Origin of the sequence: Acerihabitans arboris (genome assembly GCF_010131535.1) — a bacterium.
GTDB classification, from domain to species: Bacteria; Pseudomonadota; Gammaproteobacteria; order Enterobacterales; family Enterobacteriaceae; genus Acerihabitans; species Acerihabitans arboris.
Map to the genome: position 1 here is coordinate 57,253 of NZ_WUBS01000016.1, position 18,025 is coordinate 75,277.

13 protein-coding genes are annotated in these 18,025 nt (G+C 60.0%); 4 read left to right on the top strand and 9 right to left on the bottom strand.

Features of this window, described 5'->3' with window-relative positions:
* Nucleotides 1-70 precede the first annotated feature (70 nt).
* On the bottom strand, nt 71-1,387 hold the full coding sequence (gltP, locus tag GRH90_RS20465; protein WP_162367820.1) for a glutamate/aspartate:proton symporter GltP: 1,317 nt from the start codon (nt 1,385-1,387) through the stop codon (nt 71-73).
* Between the two features lie 548 nt (nt 1,388-1,935).
* Here gltP and acs point away from each other — a divergent pair.
* The 3 genes from acs (at nt 1,936) to GRH90_RS20480 (ending at nt 5,949) form a co-directional block, all read left to right on the top strand.
* Complete coding sequence (gene acs, locus GRH90_RS20470; RefSeq protein WP_162367821.1) at nt 1,936-3,894, top strand: acetate--CoA ligase; 1,959 nt, start codon at nt 1,936-1,938, stop codon at nt 3,892-3,894.
* 65 nt (nt 3,895-3,959) lie between these two features.
* Entirely contained in the window at nt 3,960-4,277 is a 318-nt protein-coding gene (locus GRH90_RS20475) for a DUF485 domain-containing protein (RefSeq protein ID WP_162367822.1), read from the top strand.
* On the top strand, nt 4,270-5,949 hold the full coding sequence (locus GRH90_RS20480; protein WP_162367823.1) for a cation acetate symporter: 1,680 nt from the start codon (nt 4,270-4,272) through the stop codon (nt 5,947-5,949). Before GRH90_RS20475 ends, GRH90_RS20480 begins: the two co-directional genes overlap by 8 nt.
* Before the next feature lie 43 nt (nt 5,950-5,992).
* Here GRH90_RS20480 and GRH90_RS20485 read toward each other — a convergent pair whose 3' ends face one another.
* Complete coding sequence (locus GRH90_RS20485; RefSeq protein ID WP_162367824.1) at nt 5,993-6,682, bottom strand: LrgB family protein; 690 nt, start codon at nt 6,680-6,682, stop codon at nt 5,993-5,995.
* Nucleotides 6,675-7,097, bottom strand: coding sequence for a CidA/LrgA family protein (locus tag GRH90_RS20490; RefSeq protein ID WP_162367825.1), 423 nt, complete (start codon nt 7,095-7,097; stop codon nt 6,675-6,677). The genes GRH90_RS20485 and GRH90_RS20490 overlap by 8 nt, the downstream gene beginning before the upstream one ends.
* 102 nt (nt 7,098-7,199) lie before the next feature.
* Between GRH90_RS20490 and GRH90_RS20495 the strand changes: the two genes are divergently transcribed.
* Nucleotides 7,200-8,102 (top strand): LysR family transcriptional regulator, encoded by a 903-nt coding sequence (locus GRH90_RS20495; protein ID WP_162367826.1) that lies wholly within the window; start codon nt 7,200-7,202, stop codon nt 8,100-8,102.
* 130 nt (nt 8,103-8,232) lie between these two features.
* Here the strand turns inward: GRH90_RS20495 and GRH90_RS20500 are convergent, their stop codons facing one another.
* The 6 genes from GRH90_RS20500 to fhuD all read right to left on the bottom strand — a co-directional run bounded on the left by GRH90_RS20500 (nt 8,233) and on the right by fhuD (nt 18,022).
* The gene (locus GRH90_RS20500; RefSeq protein ID WP_162367827.1) at nt 8,233-9,879 is read right to left on the bottom strand and encodes a Na+/H+ antiporter; all 1,647 of its coding nucleotides are present in this window, start codon (nt 9,877-9,879) and stop codon (nt 8,233-8,235) included.
* A gap of 320 nt (nt 9,880-10,199) precedes the next feature.
* Nucleotides 10,200-11,567, bottom strand: coding sequence for an NCS2 family permease (locus GRH90_RS20505; RefSeq protein ID WP_162367828.1), 1,368 nt, complete (start codon nt 11,565-11,567; stop codon nt 10,200-10,202).
* Between the two features lie 133 nt (nt 11,568-11,700).
* Nucleotides 11,701-12,390, bottom strand: a complete 690-nt coding sequence (locus GRH90_RS20510; protein ID WP_162367829.1) for a glutathione S-transferase — start codon at nt 12,388-12,390, stop codon at nt 11,701-11,703.
* Between the two features lie 212 nt (nt 12,391-12,602).
* Nucleotides 12,603-14,876, bottom strand: a complete 2,274-nt coding sequence (locus GRH90_RS20515; protein ID WP_162367830.1) for a TonB-dependent receptor — start codon at nt 14,874-14,876, stop codon at nt 12,603-12,605.
* A 279-nt stretch (nt 14,877-15,155) separates the two neighbouring features.
* Nucleotides 15,156-17,129 (bottom strand): Fe(3+)-hydroxamate ABC transporter permease FhuB, encoded by a 1,974-nt coding sequence (fhuB, locus tag GRH90_RS20520; RefSeq protein ID WP_162367831.1) that lies wholly within the window; start codon nt 17,127-17,129, stop codon nt 15,156-15,158.
* A complete protein-coding gene (gene fhuD, locus GRH90_RS20525) occupies nt 17,126-18,022 on the bottom strand; it encodes a Fe(3+)-hydroxamate ABC transporter substrate-binding protein FhuD (RefSeq protein WP_162367832.1) in 897 nt (298 codons plus the stop codon). The genes fhuB and fhuD overlap by 4 nt, the downstream gene beginning before the upstream one ends.
* Nucleotides 18,023-18,025 lie beyond the last annotated feature (3 nt).

The window sequence follows — 18,025 nt, forward strand, 5'->3', positions numbered from 1 at the left end:
CGCGCCATGACATGCCGGGGCCGCTAACACCGGATTAACCCCGGCGTGTTCAAGGGAGTGCCGGCCGTCTTCAGAACGGCGTCGCAGCCGACGCCTTAAGCTCCAGCATCTGCTTTTCATACGCCAGGGCCTTATCGCTATCGAACTGGTTTTCCCACTTGGCAATCACCAGCACCGCCAGCGCGTTGCCCACTACGTTCAGTGCGGTGCGGGCCATATCCAGGATCCGATCGACACCGGCGATAAACGCCAGCCCTTCCAGCGGGATGCCCACGCCGCCAAGCGTCGCCAGCAACACCACAAACGACACCCCCGGCACGCCGGCAATCCCCTTGGAGGTCACCATCAGGGTCAGCACCAGCACGATTTCCTGGCCGATGGACAACTCGATACCGTACAGCTGGGCGATAAAAATGGCCGCAATGCTTTGGTAGAGCGTGGAGCCGTCCAGGTTAAAGGAATAGCCGGTCGGCACCACAAAGCTGGTGATGGCCTGGGGCGCGCCATAGGCTTCCATCTTCTCGATAATACGCGGCAGCACGCTTTCCGAACTGGCGGTCGAGTAGGCCAGGATCAGCTCCTCCTTGAGGATGAGGATCAGCATCCAAATGCGCAAATGGCATAAACGCGCCACCAGCCCCAGCACCACCAGGGCAAAAAACAGGATTGCGGCATAGACCAGCAGCACCAGCTTGGCCAGCGGCACCAGCGAGGCGAAGCCGAAGTTGGCCACGGTCACAGCTATCAGCGCGAACACCCCGATTGGGGCGTAACGCATGATCATATGCGTCACCTTGAACATGGTCTCGGCCACCGCTTTAAACACATTGAGCAGCGGCGTCTTGGTCTCGGCGGGCAAAGCCGCCAGGCCCAAGCCAAACAATACGGAGAAGAAAATAATCGGCAACATGTCGCCGCGCGCCATGGCGGCAAAAATATTCGGCGGGATCAGGGACAGCAGCGTGCCCGCCAGGCTGTGGCTACCGCTTTGCACCTGCTCGGTGGTTTTTTCATACTGGGAAATATCCACCGCCGCCAGCGTCGACATATCGATGCCATGCCCCGGCTGGAACACGTTGGCGAGCGTAATGCCCAGGATAATGGCCAGAGTGGTGATGATTTCGAAATAAACAATGGTCTTCAAGCCCAGGCGCCCGAGTTTTTTAGCGTCGCCGACGCCGGCAATGCCTACGATCAGCGTGGAAATCACAATCGGCACCACGATCATCTTGATCAGGCGGATAAAAATATCGCCCGCCGGCGAGAGAATATTACCGGTAAGCCACACCTTGGCCTCCGGCTGGTTATGCAATATCGCCCCGACGCCAATACCCAGGATTAGGGCCAACAGAATTTGCCAGGCAAGACTAATTTTTAACTTTATCATAACATTAATATTTTCCCGAAGTGATCCCGTCGTGGCCAATAGCGATCCATATACGTCATCGTTTGTGCTTTTTTACATCCGGCTATCGGATGCGGCGGCGCCTGTCTACAGACAGCATAAAAAAAAGAACGTCACTCTGTACCATCTTGAAAAGCCTCAATGCAAGCACTGATTTATATGGTCTTGGCGGTGATTTATCTTACTTTTGTTGAATTTTGGAAAATATGAATAATAATTACCTGTAATAAAAGGATAAATTTAGTTAATTAAATCACTATACTCGCATTAACCCCTCTCCTTTTCAGCCGGTATTTTTTTGTTTTGCGGCTTTTATCAACCACAAAAACTCACGCAAAAAAACAGCTTATGTATGATAAATATGCCCCTATCGATCGTTAAAAAAGTTTCACCGATTGCAGATTTTTGCACGTTCTAGCAAAACCTCATTATTGATGCGTGATCTAACGCGCAAAAAGGAAACAAAGCCCTCATGACTGGTTTAATTAACTAGCGCTTGACATAGTATTAACAAATACAAGGAGGAAACCATGAGCCATCCGCATACTTACCCGATTCCTGAGGCTATTGCACAACGCGCCCTGTTATCAGAAGAGCAATATCGGCAGCTTTATCAACTGTCTGTGGCCGATCCCGAGGCCTTTTGGGGTGAACAGGGAAAGATTATCGATTGGATCACGCCATACCAAAGGGTGAAAAATACCTCTTTCGACCCCGGTCACGTGCGAATTCGCTGGTTTGAAGACGGAACGCTCAACGTATCCGCCAATTGCCTGGACCGGCACCTGGCGGAACGCGGCGATCAGACCGCCATTATCTGGGAAGGCGACGACGCCCGCGAAAGCCAGACCCTGACCTACCGGCAGCTGTATCACGCGGTGTGCCGCTTTGCCAACCTGCTTAAAGAGCAGGGCGTCGCCAAAGGGGATGTAGTGGCTATCTATATGCCCATGGTGCCGGAAGCGGCGGTGGCCATGCTGGCCTGCGCCCGCATCGGGGCGATACACTCGGTGATCTTCGGCGGGTTTTCCCCGGAGGCGATTGCCGGACGTATTGTCGATTCCAGCGCCAAAATGGTGGTCACCGCCGACGAGGGCATCCGCGCCGGCCGTAAAATACCGCTGAAAAAGAATATCGACGACGCGCTGAAAAACCCGGCGGTGAAAACCATCGAGCGGGTGATCGTATTTAAACGCACCGGTAAGGAAATCGACTGGACCGACGGGCGCGACCTGTGGTGGCATGACGCGGTCGCCGCCGCCGCGGACGCATGCCCGCCCGCGGCGATGAACGCCGAAGACCCGCTGTTTATCCTTTATACCTCCGGTTCGACCGGCAAACCGAAGGGCGTGCTGCACACCAGCGGCGGTTACCTGGTGTATGCCGCCATAACCTTCAAATACGTCTTTGACTATCATCCCGGCGATATTTACTGGTGCACCGCCGACGTGGGCTGGGTGACCGGCCACAGCTATTTGCTCTACGGCCCGCTGGCCTGCGGCGCCATTACCCTGATGTTCGAAGGGGTGCCGAACTGGCCGGACGCCCGGCGTATGGCCCAGGTGGTGGATAGGCACCAGGTCAATATCCTGTATACCGCGCCGACCGCCATCCGCGCGCTGATGGCCGAGGGCGATAAGGCGATTGAAGGTACCAGCCGTAAATCCCTGCGCATCATGGGGTCGGTGGGCGAACCGATCAATCCGGAAGCCTGGGAGTGGTATTACCATAAAATAGGCAACGCCGCCTGCCCGATCATGGATACCTGGTGGCAAACCGAAACCGGCGGTTTTATGATCACGCCGCTGCCGGGAGCCGTGCCGCTAAAGGCCGGTTCCGCCACCCTGCCGTTCTTTGGCGTACAGCCGGCCCTGGTGGATAACGGCGGCGTTATCCAGGAAGGCACGGGCGAGGGAAACCTGGTGATCACCGACTCCTGGCCGGGGCAGGCGCGCACCCTGTATGGCGATCACGACCGGTTCGAGCAAACCTATTTCTCAACCTTTAAAGGCATGTACTTCAGCGGCGACGGCGCCAGACGCGACGACGACGGCTATTTTTGGATTACCGGACGGGTGGACGATGTGCTGAACGTGTCCGGCCATCGCCTCGGCACCGCCGAAATCGAATCGGCGCTGGTCTCCCATCCGAAAATCGCCGAGGCGGCGGTGGTCGGCATCCCCCACGCCATCAAAGGCCAGGCTATCTATGCCTATATCACCCTTAACCACGGCGAAATGCCCACCGCTGAACTGTATAACGAAGTGCGCGGCTGGGTGCGCAAGGAAATAGGTTCCATTGCCACGCCGGATATCCTGCACTGGACCGACTCATTGCCCAAAACCCGCTCCGGCAAAATTATGCGGCGCATTTTGCGCAAAATTGCCGCCGGCGATACCGGTAATTTGGGCGATACCTCGACCCTGGCCGATCCCGGCGTGGTTGAAAAGCTGCTAGAAGAAAAACAATCCATGAACATGCCTTCATAAAAAACCTCGCCGTCCCCGGACGGCGCTTTCCGACCTTTACCTCTGACCCTACTGGAGAGTCCCTGATGAATGACACCATTTATCAAAGGATAGCGATTAATCCGCATTTCAAGGAATTGGTGCAAAAACGCCAGCGTTTCGCCGTGCTTCTCTCGCTGATTATGTTGGTGGTCTACTACGGTTTTATCATGCTGATTGCCTTTGCGCCGGACTGGCTGGGCACGCCGATCCATGCAGGCACCAGCATTACCCGCGGTATCCCCATCGGCGTCGGCATTATCGTTCTCTCTTTTGTCCTGACGGCGGTGTACGTGGTCCGCGCCAACGGTGAATTTGAACGCTTAACCCAACAGCTCCTGCGCGAGGTACGGCATAATGTCTAAATCCTTCAGGTTCCCGGCGGGCTTGCTGTGCGCCTTTCCTCTGCTGGCGCAGGCGGCGCCGGGGGATAAACAGCCGCTTAACATCCAGGCCATCATCCTGTTCGTGCTGTTTGTCGCCCTGACGTTATATATCACCTATTGGGCGGCAAAAAGAACCCGCTCGCGTAAGGACTATTATACCGCCGGGGGAAAAATTACCGGACTGCAGAACGGGCTGGCCATCTCCGGCGACTATATGTCGGCGGCCTCGTTTTTGGGTATTTCCGCGCTGGTGTATACCTCGGGTTATGACGGCCTGATTTATTCGCTTGGTTTCCTGGTCGGCTGGCCGATTATCCTGTTTTTAATCGCCGAGCGGCTGCGCAATCTCGGGCGCTATACCTTTGCCGACGTGGCGTCCTTCCGCCTGAAGCAAATGCCGATCCGCACCCTGTCCGCCTGCGGCTCGCTGGTGGTGGTGGCGCTGTACCTGATTGCCCAGATGGTGGGCGCGGGCAAGCTTATCCAACTGCTGTTCGGCCTGAATTACCATGTGGCGGTAGTGCTGGTCGGCATCCTGATGGTGATGTATGTGCTGTTCGGCGGCATGCTGGCCACCACCTGGGTGCAGATCATCAAGGCGGTGCTGCTGCTGGCGGGAGCCACGTTTATCGCGCTGATGGTGATGAAAACCGTTAATTTCAGTTTTGATACGCTGTTTTCCGAGGCGATGAAAGTACACGGCAAAGGCGCGGCAATCATGCGCCCGGGCGGGCTGGTCTCGGATCCGGTCTCGGCGCTGTCGCTGGGATTGGCGCTGATGTTCGGCACCGCCGGGCTGCCGCATATCCTGATGCGTTTTTTTACCGTCAGCGACGCCAAGGAAGCGCGCAAGAGCGTGCTGTACGCCACCGGCTTTATGGGTTATTTCTACTTTTTGACCTTTATCATCGGTTTCGGCGCCATCCTGCTGGTCGGCGCCAATCCGGTGTTCAAGGACAGTACCGGCGCGCTGATAGGCGGCGCCAATATGGCGGCGATCCATTTGGCGAACGCGGTGGGCGGCAATTTCTTCCTGGGCTTTATCTCGGCGGTGGCTTTCGCCACTATCCTGGCGGTAGTGGCCGGCCTGACCCTGGCCGGGGCGTCGGCGGTCTCCCACGATCTTTATGCCAGCGTCATCAAGAAGGGCAAGGCCACCGAGCGCGATGAGCTGCGGGTATCAAAAATCACCGTGCTGATCCTGGGCGTCGTCGCCATCGGCCTGGGGATTTTGTTCGAGAACCAGAATATCGCCTTTATGGTGGGGCTGGCCTTCTCCATCGCCGCCAGCTGTAACTTCCCTATAATCCTGCTGTCGATGTACTGGTCGAAGCTGACCACGCGCGGCGCGATGGTGGGCGGCTGGCTGGGGCTGATTACCGCCGTGGCGCTGATGATCCTGGGGCCGACCGTTTGGGTAAAAGTGCTGGGCCATGCCACGCCGATTTATCCTTATGAATACCCGGCGCTATTCTCGATGCTGGTGGCGTTTATCGGTATCTGGCTATTTTCCATTACCGATACCTCGGCACAGGCGACCAAAGAGCGCGCCCTGTTCTTTGCCCAGTTTATCCGCTCGCAGACCGGCGTGCATGAACCCGCCGCCGTCAGCGCGCAAGCGCCCGCTCCGGCAAGCTTCAAAAAGGCCTGACTGGCCTGCGGGAAAAAACCAAGGCGCCCCAGGCGCCTTTTTTTTACCACATCAGGTGGCCAATCAGCGGCGCCACCAGTACCGTGACCACTCCCGCCAGCATCATCACCAGGCTTGAGACCACGCCCTCCTCCCGGCCCATCTCATAAGCGCGCGCGGTGCCCGCGCCGTGTGATGACGCGCCCAGCCCGGCGCCTTTGGCCATCTTGCCCGTCACCGACAGGCGCAGGAAAACAATATCGCCAATCGCCATGCCGAACACGCCGGTAATGACCACGAACAGCGCCACCAGATCCGGCTGGCCGCCCATCTGCCTGGCCGCCTCAAGCGCGAACGGCGTGGTAATCGAGCGCACCGCCAGGCTGCGCTGAATCACCTCCGGCAATGCCAGCAGGCGCGCCAGCCACACCGAACTGATCACCGCCACCAGGGTGGCGGTGATGACACCGGCGCCGAGCGACAGCCAGTGCTGGCGGATAATCGACAGGTTCTCGTACACCGGCACCGCAAACGCGATGGTAGCCGGCCCCAGCAGCCAAAGCAGCCAATGGGTCTCCACCAGATAGTGCTGATAGGAAACATGGGTCACCGCCAGCAATGCCACCAGCACCGCCGGGGTAAAAATCAGCGGCATCAGCAGCAGATGATGATAATGGCGATACAGGTTTTTATTGGCAAAATACAAGACCAGCGTCACAAACAGACAGACAATGCCCAGGATAAGATCAATCATGATGGGTTTTCCTGCGCGTGAGCCACTGCTCGAAACGATAAACCCGGTCGACCACCATGCCCGTTATGCCCAAGACCAAGACGGTGCTGACGGCAATCACCACAAAAATACGCCAGCCGTCCACCATCAGCAGTTGGGTGTAGTTGATTACCGCCACCACCGCGGGCACAAAAAACAGCAGCATCTCCGCCAGCAGCCAGCGCGCGCCTTCCGCCACCCAGTTTAACTGCACAACGCCCGATAAAATCAACGCCAGCAGCATAAACATGCCCACCACATTGGCGGGCAGCGGCAGATGAAAACGCGCGACCAATTGTTGGGCAATCAGGAACAGGCCGACATATAGCCCCACCTGCAATAGCAGTTGACATTGCAGTACGCGCAGCGGCATGTTGATACGCCCCGGCAACAGCATGATCAGGTCCTTTTAGCGATAAAGAAGAAGCATTATAGGCGGGCGGGAAAACCTGCATAAAATGAATTAATATCATGAGTATCATTACCAATCGGAATAGTAATGGACATACGTACCCTGCGGTATTTTGTGGAAGTGGTCAGGCAGCAAAGCTTTACCCGGGCGGCGCAGACGTTATTCGTTACCCAGCCCACCATCAGCAAGATGCTGAAGCACCTGGAAGAAGAACTGGACTGCACCTTGCTGATCCGCGAAGGCCGCCAACTGCGCCTGACCGACAGCGGCCAGGCGGTCTATAGCCGCGGGCTCGGCATCCTGGATCAATTCCGCCAGCTGGAGGCGGAGCTGGAGGATATCGGCTCGCTGAAAAAAGGCCGCCTGCGGCTGGGCATTCCGCCTATGGTCGGCACGCAGATGGCCGACCTGATCCGGGATTTTCGCCGCAAGTATCCGGGCATAGAACTGCAGATCGCCGAATTCGGCGGGTTAACGGTGCAGCAGGCGGTGCTGTCCGGCGAGCTGGATCTGGCGCTGACCGCCCTGACGGCCGATACCCAGGACGCCCTGACCGTACTGCCGGTGTTTAGCCATCCGCTGTGCGCGGTAGTGCCGCGCGCCGCGCCGTGGCTTGAGCGCGACACGGTGCCTTTCATCGAGCTGGGCGACTGGCCGATATTGATTTATAACGAAGACTTTGCGCTGTACCGGCAGTTAATCACCGCCTTCCAGGCCGAAGGCATTAATCCGCAAATTGCGGTACGCAGCGGGCAATGGGATTTCCTGGCGGCCATGGTGGAGGCGGGCATCGGCATCGCCATCCTGCCCGAGCCTATCTGCCGGCGGCTGGATAAAACCCGGCTGCTGTCGCTGCCGGTGGCGCCGTTGATGATGTGGCAACTGGGGCTTATCTGGCGCCGGGACAGCTATCTGTCGCACGGCGCCCAAGCCTGGATAACCGCCTGTCGCCGGCACTGGCCGCAGCCGAGGCCGCCGGTGGCGCGTTAACACAGGTTAATGCCGCCCTCCGGTCCAGCGCGGCAAAATTCGCAGCGCCGCGCGCCAGACCGGCCTCGTCTCGGGCTGCCGCAGAGGCAATTCCCGTCCGGCCGGCAGCGCCCCGGGGGAAACCAAACCGCTACTCATGCTCGACCAGCAGCGCCTCGAGCAAATCCAGATCGTGCAGCAGTTTCATCAGGGTTTCATTGCTGATTTTCTGCTGGGCGCGCAGATGATAATACTCGCCCCGCTCGGCGCGCAGCGCGTTCAGGCGCATGCGCCGCTCCAGGTTTTCCGCCAACAGCGCGTCGCCCTGGTCGCTCTTGCCGTCGATCCGCCGGCGCAGGTTGCCCACCACCCGCGCGCCGACCTCGTTGAGCAACTGGCTGTCGATATTCTCCTCCCGATCGTTAACCAGCCGCTCCTGCATTTTACGCAGGCTTTCAATAGCCACTTCGGCGGCGGCGGCGCGCGCCGTGCGCTCTTCCTTGCGATGCAACGCCTTATCCGACACCACGATGCCGCGCAGCAGCAGCGGCAGCGCAATCACCCCGCAGATCAGCGAAAACAGGATCACCCCGGCGGCGATAAACACCAGTTGGTAGCGCGAAGGAAACGCGGAGCCGTCGCTCAGCAACAGCGGGATGGAGAGCACGCCGGCCAGGGTTATCGCGCCGCGCACCCCGGCAAAGGAGGCGATAAGGATTTCACGCATACTGTAGTCGCCGAATACCATCGGCCGTTTTTTCAAAAACCGCTGGCTGAATTTTTTCATCAGCAGCAGCCAGCAAAAACGCAATAGCATCAGCGCCGCGTAGATCACCACGATATCAGTGAACAGCATCCAGGTTTCAATGGTCGGGTCCAGCTCGGCCTGGGTGATGGAGGTGGCCAGGATTTCCGGGAACTGCAGGCCCAGCATGATAAACACGATGCCGTTAAACACGAACTCCAGCATCGCCCAGACGCTGTTGGCGCGCAATCGCATGGCCAGCGGCGCGTTGCGGATGATGCCGGACTGGCCGATGGTCATGCCGGAGGCCACCGCCGCCAGGATGCCGGACACGCCGAGATGTTCGGCAATCAGATAGGAGGCGAAGGGCAATAGCAGCAGCAGCACGGTCTGGGTGGCCGGATCGTCGCCGCTCCAGCGGTTAATCAGGCGCAATGATTTACTGTAGGCCCAGGTCACCGCCACCCCGGCCAGCAAACCGCCGGCCGCCACTTTCACAAACTCCAGCGACGCGCCGCCCACGGTAAACACCATGGTGCCCATGGCCACGGCAATGGCGAACTTCAACGAAACCAGGCCCGACGCGTCGTTCATCAGCGCCTCGCCCTGCAGGATATCCATCAGCTTTTTCGGGATGCGCCCTTCGCCGACGATGCCGGAGAGCGCCACCGCATCGGTGGGCGACAGCACCGCCGCCAGCGCCAGCGCGGCCACCAGCGGGATGCCTGGCACCATCCAGTAAATCAGGTATCCGACCCCGACCACGGTAATCAGCACCAGCACCAGGGCCAGCGCCACGATTTCGCCGCCGTGGCGCAGAAACTCCCGCGCCGGGGTTTTCCAGCCGTCGGCGAACAGCAGCGGCGGGATAAACAGCACCAGGAACAGCTCCGGATTAAAATCCACATGCAGGCCGAACTGCGGCCAGGCCAGCAGCGCGCCCAGCGCAATCTGCATTAACGGCAAGGGGATTTGAAACGGGAGAATGCGCGTGATCACGCCCGACAGGGAGACAATCAAGGTGAGGATCAGAATTGTAAAAAAGATTTCCATGCGTACCTTAGTCTGTCCCTCTGGCAACGTTTACCGTCCGGCCCGGGAGGGTCCTGGCCTAAAACGCGAGTTTTGATAGTAGATCATTTTGGCAAAAGTTAAAAACCGGTTATCGGCCATGGGCGGCTTTTTTTTATGCCGGCGGGCGAAATGCCGGCGGGGGAAGACCAGAAAAAGCCGCGCCGGTTGAGGAAGCCGGTACGGCCTGGGCGAACGGCAGGACAAGGCGAGGTCTGCCCGCCGGCGCAGCGGCGGACCGCGCCGGGTCAGCGTGATAAAACGCGCGAAGCCGGATCAGCGCATCATGATGGAGTGGCGCGTCAGATGGCCCAGCCGCCGGCATAAAAAGTCACCAGCGCCACGGCGATAACCACCGTGCCGGCGTTAAGCTTGCGCCACTCGCCGGCAAAAACCCGGCCGATAACCAATGCGCCGAAACCCAGCATGATGCCGGTGACGATATTGCAGGTGAGCACGATAAAGGTGGCGCACAGCAGCCCGGACATGGCATCGACAAAATCACTGAAATCCAGTTTGGCGACGTTGCCGAGCATCAGCAGGCCGACATACATCAGCGCGGGCGCGGTGGCATAACCCGGCACCAGATAGGACAACGGCGATAAAAACAGGATAACCAGGAACAGCAGGCCGACGACGGTCGCGGTCAGGCCGGTCTTGCCGCCGGCGGCGGTCCCGGCGGCGGATTCGATATACACCGCGGCGGGCGACGCGCCCACCAGCGACGAAAAAATGCTGCTCAGGGAATCCGCCGTCAGCGCCCGGCCGCCGTTGATAATCTGTCCGTCCTTATCCAGCAGGTTGGCCTGCCCGGCCACCGCGCGAATGGTGCCGGTGGCGTCGAACACCGCCGTCATCACCAGCGCCAGCACGCTGGGCAATACCGCCGGCTGCAATGCGCCTGCGATATCCAGGTTAAAAATCAGCGAATGGCCCCCGGCGTCGGACAGGGTCGGCAGGGCAAACAGCCCGCGATAGCTGACCTGGGGATCAAACATCAGGCCCAGCAATGAGATGGCGACGATCACCAGCAGGATGCCGCCCGGCACCTTGCGTTTTTCCAGGCCGAAAATAGCCGCCAGACCCACCAGCGACATCATCGCAGGGAAAGAGGCGAAGTCGCCCAATGCCACCGGCAGGCCCTCGATTGGGTTTTTGACCACCAGCCCGACGCCGTTGGCGGCGATGATCAGCAAAAACAGGCCGATACCGATACCGGTGCCGTGGGCCACGCCCATGGGCAGGTTATGCAGGATCCACGAACGGATGCCGGTGGCGGAAATCAGCGTAAACGCCACCCCCATCAGGAATACCGCGCCCAACGCCACCGGCACGCTGATATGCTGGCCCAGCACCAGGCTGAAGGCGGTAAAGGCAGTGAGGGAAATGGCGCAGCCGATAGCCATCGGCAGGTTGGCCCACAGCCCCATCAAGAGCGATCCGAACGCCGCCACCAGGCAGGTGGCGACAAATACCGCCGCCGGGGGAAACCCCGACTTGCCCAACATGCCGGGTACCACGATCACCGAGTAGACCATGGCCAAAAAGGTCGTCAGGCCGGCTAATAATTCCTGGCGCACGCTGCTGCCCCGCGCGGAAATGTTAAACCAGGCATCAAGCCAGGAGCGCGGCCGGACGTTTTCGTTCGCCGGATGGATGGAACTGGACATAAAAAATCCCCTGGAGTTATGCTCTTATCGTCACCACGCGCCGTAGCGACCCTGATGATATGACCGTGCGAGGGCGGGGATTATCCTGCCCTAGGCGGGGGGATTTCAACCGAAAATTCCACTAGCTGACAAATTATTGATTTGGATTGGGTACCGGCGCCGGCGAGGGTTGCTGTTCGCGAATTTTTGCCCGTTGATAAGCCGGACGCTGTTGCAGTTTGTCAAGATAGGCCCGTATCGCCGGATAACCCTCGATGCCGACGCGCGACGCCATACCCTCCAGCGGAAAACTCATCTGGATATCCGCCGCGCTGAACCTTTCGCCCGCGAACCAGGGATGCTGGCCCAGATGGTTTTCCAGATACCGGCCATGGTTGAGCAACTGCGGATCCAGATATTTCTGCGCGACCCCCCTCCCCATCGCCGCCCCGATGGGCCGCACCAGCAGCGGCACCGGCGGTTTGCCCAGCATGCCGAAAATCAGCTTCATCACCAGCAACGGCATTAACGACCCCTCGGCGTAGTGCAGCCAGTAACGATACCGCACCCAGTCATCACCGTGGCTGTCCCGCGGCGAAAGCAGATGCGCGCTGTCATAGCGATCCTCCGCATAATCGATAATGGCCCCCGACTCCGCCAGCGTTAGCGCGCCGTCGGTGATAATGGGCGACTTGCCCAGCGGATGGATTTTCTTTAATGATTCCGGCGCCAGCATGGTTTTTTCCCGCTGGTAATAAATAACGTCGTAAGACAGGCCAAGCTCTTCAAACAGCCACAGAATACGGTGTGAACGTGATTTGTTCAGATGGTGGACGGTTAACATCGCGCGCTCCTTCAGGGAAATTCCTGTTATTACTGTAGACCACCGGCGAGCCGTCAGGCCGGATAAACCACTCCCGGCGCGCTGTTTAATATGTACCGTACCCCACCCGGCCACAACATCGATCGCGTCGCTATGCCACATGCGCCCCGGTCTTTCAATAAAAAAAACCGCACGGGCCGGGACCGGTGCGGTTTGTTTATGCCGACGTCTTATCAGAAATCGACCGTCATGGACACTTTCGCCTGGCGCGGCTCGCCCTGGGTCAGGTAACCGCCGGTGGCGGAAGCCCAATATTTCTCGTTGGCGACGTTCTCAACGCCGGCACGCCAGATAATATTGTTTTTCGGCAGGTTCATATTGTAGCGCATGCCCAGGTCCAGCCGGGTCCAGCTGTCCACCTTCAGATCGTTGGCGGAGTCGGCATATTGCGAACCGGTATGAATTACCTTGCTGGTGGCGGTAATGCCGGTCAGGCCGGGGATATCCCACTCGCCGCCGACCACCATCTGGTAGCGCGGAATGCCGATAGCGTTATTACCGTCATAAGCGCCGTCCTGGGTCTTGGTCATTTCCGGGTCCATCCAGGTCATGCTGCCGTTTAAACGCACGCCGTACAGCGGTTCGCCAAAGGCATTCAGCTCCAGGCCGCGGTTACGCACCTCGCCGCCATTGCTGAATACGTAGCTGTCGACGCCGCTTTGGGTGTAGACACCAATGGGTTTCTTTATTTCAAACAACGCAATGGAGCCGGCAACGCGGCCATAGTCCGCCTTGATCCCCACTTCGTTTTGCTTGGAGGTCTGGATGCCGGAAACCTGTCCACCGTTGGTCACCAAAACGCCATTATATGACGTGCCCGCGGTTTCGCCGGCCTGCAGTGCTTCGATATGGTTGGCGTACAGCGAGATATGATCCCAGGGTTTAACCACCAGGCCGAAGGCCGGGGTTACCTTGGTCTCGTCGAACGAGGTGCTTTCCGCTCCGGTGTAATCATAATTGCTTACCACCACGTTCTGGCGCCGGGCGCCGGCGGTCAACTGTACTTTATCATCCAGTACCGACATGGTGTCGGCTATCGCGATACCGTTATTGCGTACCCGATTGGTGACGCCCGGATCGCCCATGCTGCCGCCGGTATAGAGATCGGTCATCGGCTCGCCGACGTTTACCGGATCATAGATATTCTCGCTGACCGAGGCGGCGGTCATGGTGTAGGCGGTGCTCACCTTGCGGTTCAGGGTGGAGAAACCGACATTGACGTTATGCTTCACGAAGCCGGTATCAAATTTGCCGCGAACGCCCGCCTGGCTGGAAATGCTGTCGGAAAAATACGGCACCGTCATCCGGCTCATGGTGACATTGCCGTCGTCGTCGCTTAGCGTTGGCGATGAGTACTTGCCGTACTCATGGGTATGGTTGGCGCCCACCGCCCCGTACGCTGTCCAGGAATCGGTCAGGTCATATTCGCCGCGCAGCATGCCGAACTCATTTTCCGTATCGGTATAGGCCCATTTCTGGCCATAGTTGCCGGTGGCGGAGGGGACTTCCGGTATTTCAGTGGCGCCGCCGAGATAAACCACCGGCCGGCCGCCGTGCACGGTCTGTTTGCTCATGCCGAAATCCAAAGAGGTGCGGAAACGATCGCCACGGTAATCCAGGCCTATAGAACCCATGGTCAGGCGACGTCTTTCATCATCGATGGCGGTGCCGCCTTCGCGATGCGCCCCGTTAACCCGCACGCCAAACTGGTTGTTGTCGCCATAACGGCGGGCGATATCAAACGCGCCGCCCACCTGCGACTTGGAGGTATAGTCCAGGGTAACGCGGTTAAGCGGTTCGTCGCCGGCGCGTTTGGGCTCGACGTTCACCGTGCCGCCGACGCCGGTGCCGCCGGGCGGCACGCCATTAAGAAACGCGCTGGAACCTTTTAACAGTTCGATACGTTCGGCAAATTCGGTGGGCAACTGCTGGCGGGGCAATATGCCGTACAGACCACCGTAGGAGATATCATCGCCATTAAGGGAAAAGCCGCGGACGACAAAGGTTTCAGCATAGTTGCCGTAACCGTAGCCACTTTGTACCGAAGCATCGTTATTCAACACATCCGCCAGCGTGCGCGCCTGCTGATCCTGGATCAGTTTTGACGTGAATCCGACGACGCTGAAGGGAACGTTATTGGCATCCTGCTGCCCTAAAAAGCCTACCCGACCGCCGTTGGCGATTTGGCCGTCCATATACGCCGGCACCAGCCGATCGCCGCCCGCCCGGAAGTTGGTTTCCGGCGCAGCCACCACCGTGATGGTATCGCCCTTGCCCGCCGCTGCTTTGGCAGCAGTTGGCGTGGCGGCGGGCGTAACGGTGCCGGATGTCGCGGTGGCGGCATTGGCGGATAAGGCCATCGCGCCGCAGCACGCGCCGATAATTACTGCCAGCAGGCGTGGAGAGGGCGTGATTCGCCCCAGGGGAGAAAAATCGGCAGTACGCATGTGCAGAAAACCTTCATTGAATAAAAATGAGAATGATTCTTATGAGAGTTCAGGATTATGCAAGAGCGCGTGATTTTTGCAAGAGAATATTTAGGGAATTATTAATTCCATTGTTTCAGATTAAGAAACTTAATGCTTTTACTGGTGTCCCTAGCTGTTTCCCCGCAGTTTGCGGGGAAACAGCCGCGGTAAGCCGACCTGACGCTCCCGCCGACGGGTAAACAGACCCATTCGCCAATCAGGGTACCCGGCTACCCTTATATCTCCTGACAACCGCAATCAGCCGGCCTGGCGACGCAGCAGGTAAATAAAATACGGGGCGCCAAAGAAGGTGGCCAATAGCCCGGCGGGTATTTGATAGGGGAAAATGATAAACCGGCCGCACCAATCGGCGAGCATCATCAGCGCGCCGCCCAGCAGGCAGGCTGCCAGCATTTGCGGCAACGGGCGGCGAAAGCCGGTCAACCGGGCCATATGCGGCGCCATCAGCCCGACAAAACTCAGCGGACCGACGTTGAGGGTGGCGGTGGCGATTAACCCGGCGGCGAGCAATAAAATGGCCATGCGCGCCGGTTTTAGCGCCACGCCGGCCGCGCGCGCGGTGGCGCCGCCGAGCGGCAACAGCGCCAGCCAGCGGCGCAGCAGGGGCGTCGTCGCCAGCAGGATAACGGCGATGGCGGCGGTGCGCAGCGCCTGGGCGCCGCTGACCTTGTAAGTGGAGCCGGATAACCAGGTCAGCACCGATGACATGCGCGGATCGCCGCTGACCAGCAGCAGGGTCAGCAAGGTGGTGAACAGCGTGCTCAGCGCAATGCCCACCAGCAGCAAACGCCCGCTGGAAAAGCCGCCGCGCTGCGCCAGCAGCATAATCAGCAGCAGGGTCAGGGCCGCGCCCAGGCTACCGGCCGGCAGCAGCCACGCAAACGCGTCATCCGGCGCCAGCAGCAGCAATAACACCACGCCAAAGGCCGCGCCGGAGCTGATGCCCAGTACTTCCGGACTGGCCATCGGATTGCCGGTCATTTTCTGGATCAGGGTACCGGCCGCCGCCAGCATGGCGCCCGCCGCGCCGGCCGCCAGCACCCGCGGCCAGCGCCAGCGCCACATCTCCTGCGCCGACCAATACCAGCCGTGGCTATCGCGTCCCAGGGTCAGCGCCACGACGGCCACCAGCGCCAGCAGCGCCAGCCCCGCCAGCACGCCGGACGGCGTCAGCCGCCGCTCCGGCCTGAGCGTCTGGGCGTAATCGGTCGCCGAAACCCGGGTATCCCGTAGTTTGGGCAGCAGCCACAGCAGCAGCGGCGCGCCGATTAACGCGGTGGCGGCGCCGGTGGGGATTTCCCGCCACAGCCGGGCCAGCAGGATCATCAGCTGATCGCTGAGCAGCAACAGCAACGCGCCCAGCAGGCAGGATAACCCTAGCCGGGGCAGCAGGCGCCGCGCGCCCAGCACCCGCGCCAGCAGCGGCGCAAACAGGCCGATAAAACCGATGATGCCGGCGGCGTTGACCAGGAAAGCGCTCAGCACTATCGCCACGCCTAACCCGCCGACGCGCGCGGCGCCAAGTCCCAGGCCCAGGTTACGCGCCACGCCGTCATCCAGCCCCATCAGCATCAACGGCCGCAGCATCAGCAATATCAGCAGCAGGCCGATCGCCAGCCGGGGCAGCAGGAATTGCACCATTCCCCAGTCCTGCTGGTTCAGCATGCCGCTGCTCCACAGATAAATCGTTTGCAGCCGCTCATAGTTGAGCAGCGCCAGCAGGCTTTTGGCCGCCCCGCAGTAAAGCCCCAGCACCAGTCCGGCGAGGATCAGCGTCACCGGCGACAGCCGGCGTCCCCAGGAGACGCCGAACACCAGCCCACCCACCGCCAGTGCGCCGATAATCGTAGCCAGCTGGCGGGTCGCCTCGCCGCCGGGCAGCGCCCAGAGGGTCGCCACCGTCAGCCCCAGCTGCGCGCCCGCCGACACCCCGAGCGTGGTGGGTTCGGCCAGCGGATTACGCAGGATCTGCTGGAACACCACCCCCACCAGGCCCAGCCCGGCGCCCACCAGCAGCGACAGCGCCGTGCGCGGCAGCAGGCTGTAGTGAAACAGCATTTGATCGATACTGCCGGTATCGGGATGACCGGCCGCCCGCCACCATAAACCGGTTGGGAGCTGATGGGTTAAGTTCAGCACCATCAGCGCCAGCCCGGCCAGCGCCAGCAGCAAGACCAGCCCGGCGGATAGGGGGGAAATGCGTTTGCTCATGCCCGCGGCCCCATGGCCTGCTCAAGTACCTGGCTAAAGCGCATTGCGGCAATAGTGGCGCCAAAAAACCATACCGCGGGCATGACCCTCAGCTGCCGCTCCCGCACAAAAGGGAGCGTCCGCCACAGCGTGGACCCGGCCACTTCCGCGAGCGGGTCCTGTTCGCCACGGTGAAAACATATCGCCCTGACGCCCCGGAATTGCCCCAGACGTTCAAGGCCGACCGTAGCGCTGCCCCAGATATTTTCATCGCCGTCCCAGGCGTTCACCACGCCGACCCGATCAAGCACATCCTGGAACAGGCTGTTTTGGCCGATGACCATAATGCGGCGGCTGTCGATAAAGGAAAACAGCAATACCGGAGGAAGGGGAGACGCCAGCGACGCCAGCCGCTGCCGGGTGTGGTCCAACTGACGCTCGATAGCGGCAAAATGCAGCGCTGCCCGGCCCGGCAGCCCCAGGCGCCCGGCCAGGGAGGTTATATCCTGCCGGGCCACGGCCAACGGCCGATCGCCCTGCCTGCTAAAACGGAAGGTCATGGTGGGCGCGATAGGCGCCACGCTGTCAGGCGCCGGGCCAAAGCCGTCGGAGAGCAGGATCAGCGACGGACGCAGGCGCTGCATGGCCTCCATATTGGGTTCGTTGCGCAAGCCCAGATCCAGCACCGACGGCGGCAGCGCCGGCGCCACCACCCAACGGCGATAATTCGGCACATCGGCGATGGCGAGCGGGGTCACGCCAAGGGCCAGCAACAGCTCCGCCGGCCGCCATTCCAGCGCGATGACCCGCGCCGCATCCGGCACGAGAGCAGCAGCGGCGCGCTGGGAAAGCCACCACGGCAACACGGCCATCGCCTGTAAAAGACGTCGGCGATAAGCATCATGAGTTTGCATAAA

Bases quoted from the DNA above. Each gene is read 5' to 3' on its own strand.
- GRH90_RS20500 (WP_162367827.1), bottom strand. From the start codon at position 9,879: ATGGAAATCTTTTTTACAATTCTGATCCTCACCTTGATTGTCTCCCTG.
- GRH90_RS20515 (WP_162367830.1), bottom strand. From the start codon at position 14,876: ATGCGTACTGCCGATTTTTCTCCCCTGGGGCGAATCACGCCCTCTCCA.
- fhuB (WP_162367831.1), bottom strand. From the start codon at position 17,129: ATGAGCAAACGCATTTCCCCCCTATCCGCCGGGCTGGTCTTGCTGCTG.
- fhuD (WP_162367832.1), bottom strand. From the start codon at position 18,022: ATGCAAACTCATGATGCTTATCGCCGACGTCTTTTACAGGCGATGGCC.
- gltP (WP_162367820.1), bottom strand. From the start codon at position 1,387: ATGATAAAGTTAAAAATTAGTCTTGCCTGGCAAATTCTGTTGGCCCTA.
- GRH90_RS20480 (WP_162367823.1), top strand. From the start codon at position 4,270: ATGTCTAAATCCTTCAGGTTCCCGGCGGGCTTGCTGTGCGCCTTTCCT.
- GRH90_RS20495 (WP_162367826.1), top strand. From the start codon at position 7,200: ATGGACATACGTACCCTGCGGTATTTTGTGGAAGTGGTCAGGCAGCAA.
- GRH90_RS20510 (WP_162367829.1), bottom strand. From the start codon at position 12,390: ATGTTAACCGTCCACCATCTGAACAAATCACGTTCACACCGTATTCTG.
- acs (WP_162367821.1), top strand. From the start codon at position 1,936: ATGAGCCATCCGCATACTTACCCGATTCCTGAGGCTATTGCACAACGC.
- GRH90_RS20490 (WP_162367825.1), bottom strand. From the start codon at position 7,097: ATGCTGTTGCCGGGGCGTATCAACATGCCGCTGCGCGTACTGCAATGT.
- GRH90_RS20505 (WP_162367828.1), bottom strand. From the start codon at position 11,567: ATGTCCAGTTCCATCCATCCGGCGAACGAAAACGTCCGGCCGCGCTCC.
- GRH90_RS20485 (WP_162367824.1), bottom strand. From the start codon at position 6,682: ATGATTGATCTTATCCTGGGCATTGTCTGTCTGTTTGTGACGCTGGTC.
- GRH90_RS20475 (WP_162367822.1), top strand. From the start codon at position 3,960: ATGAATGACACCATTTATCAAAGGATAGCGATTAATCCGCATTTCAAG.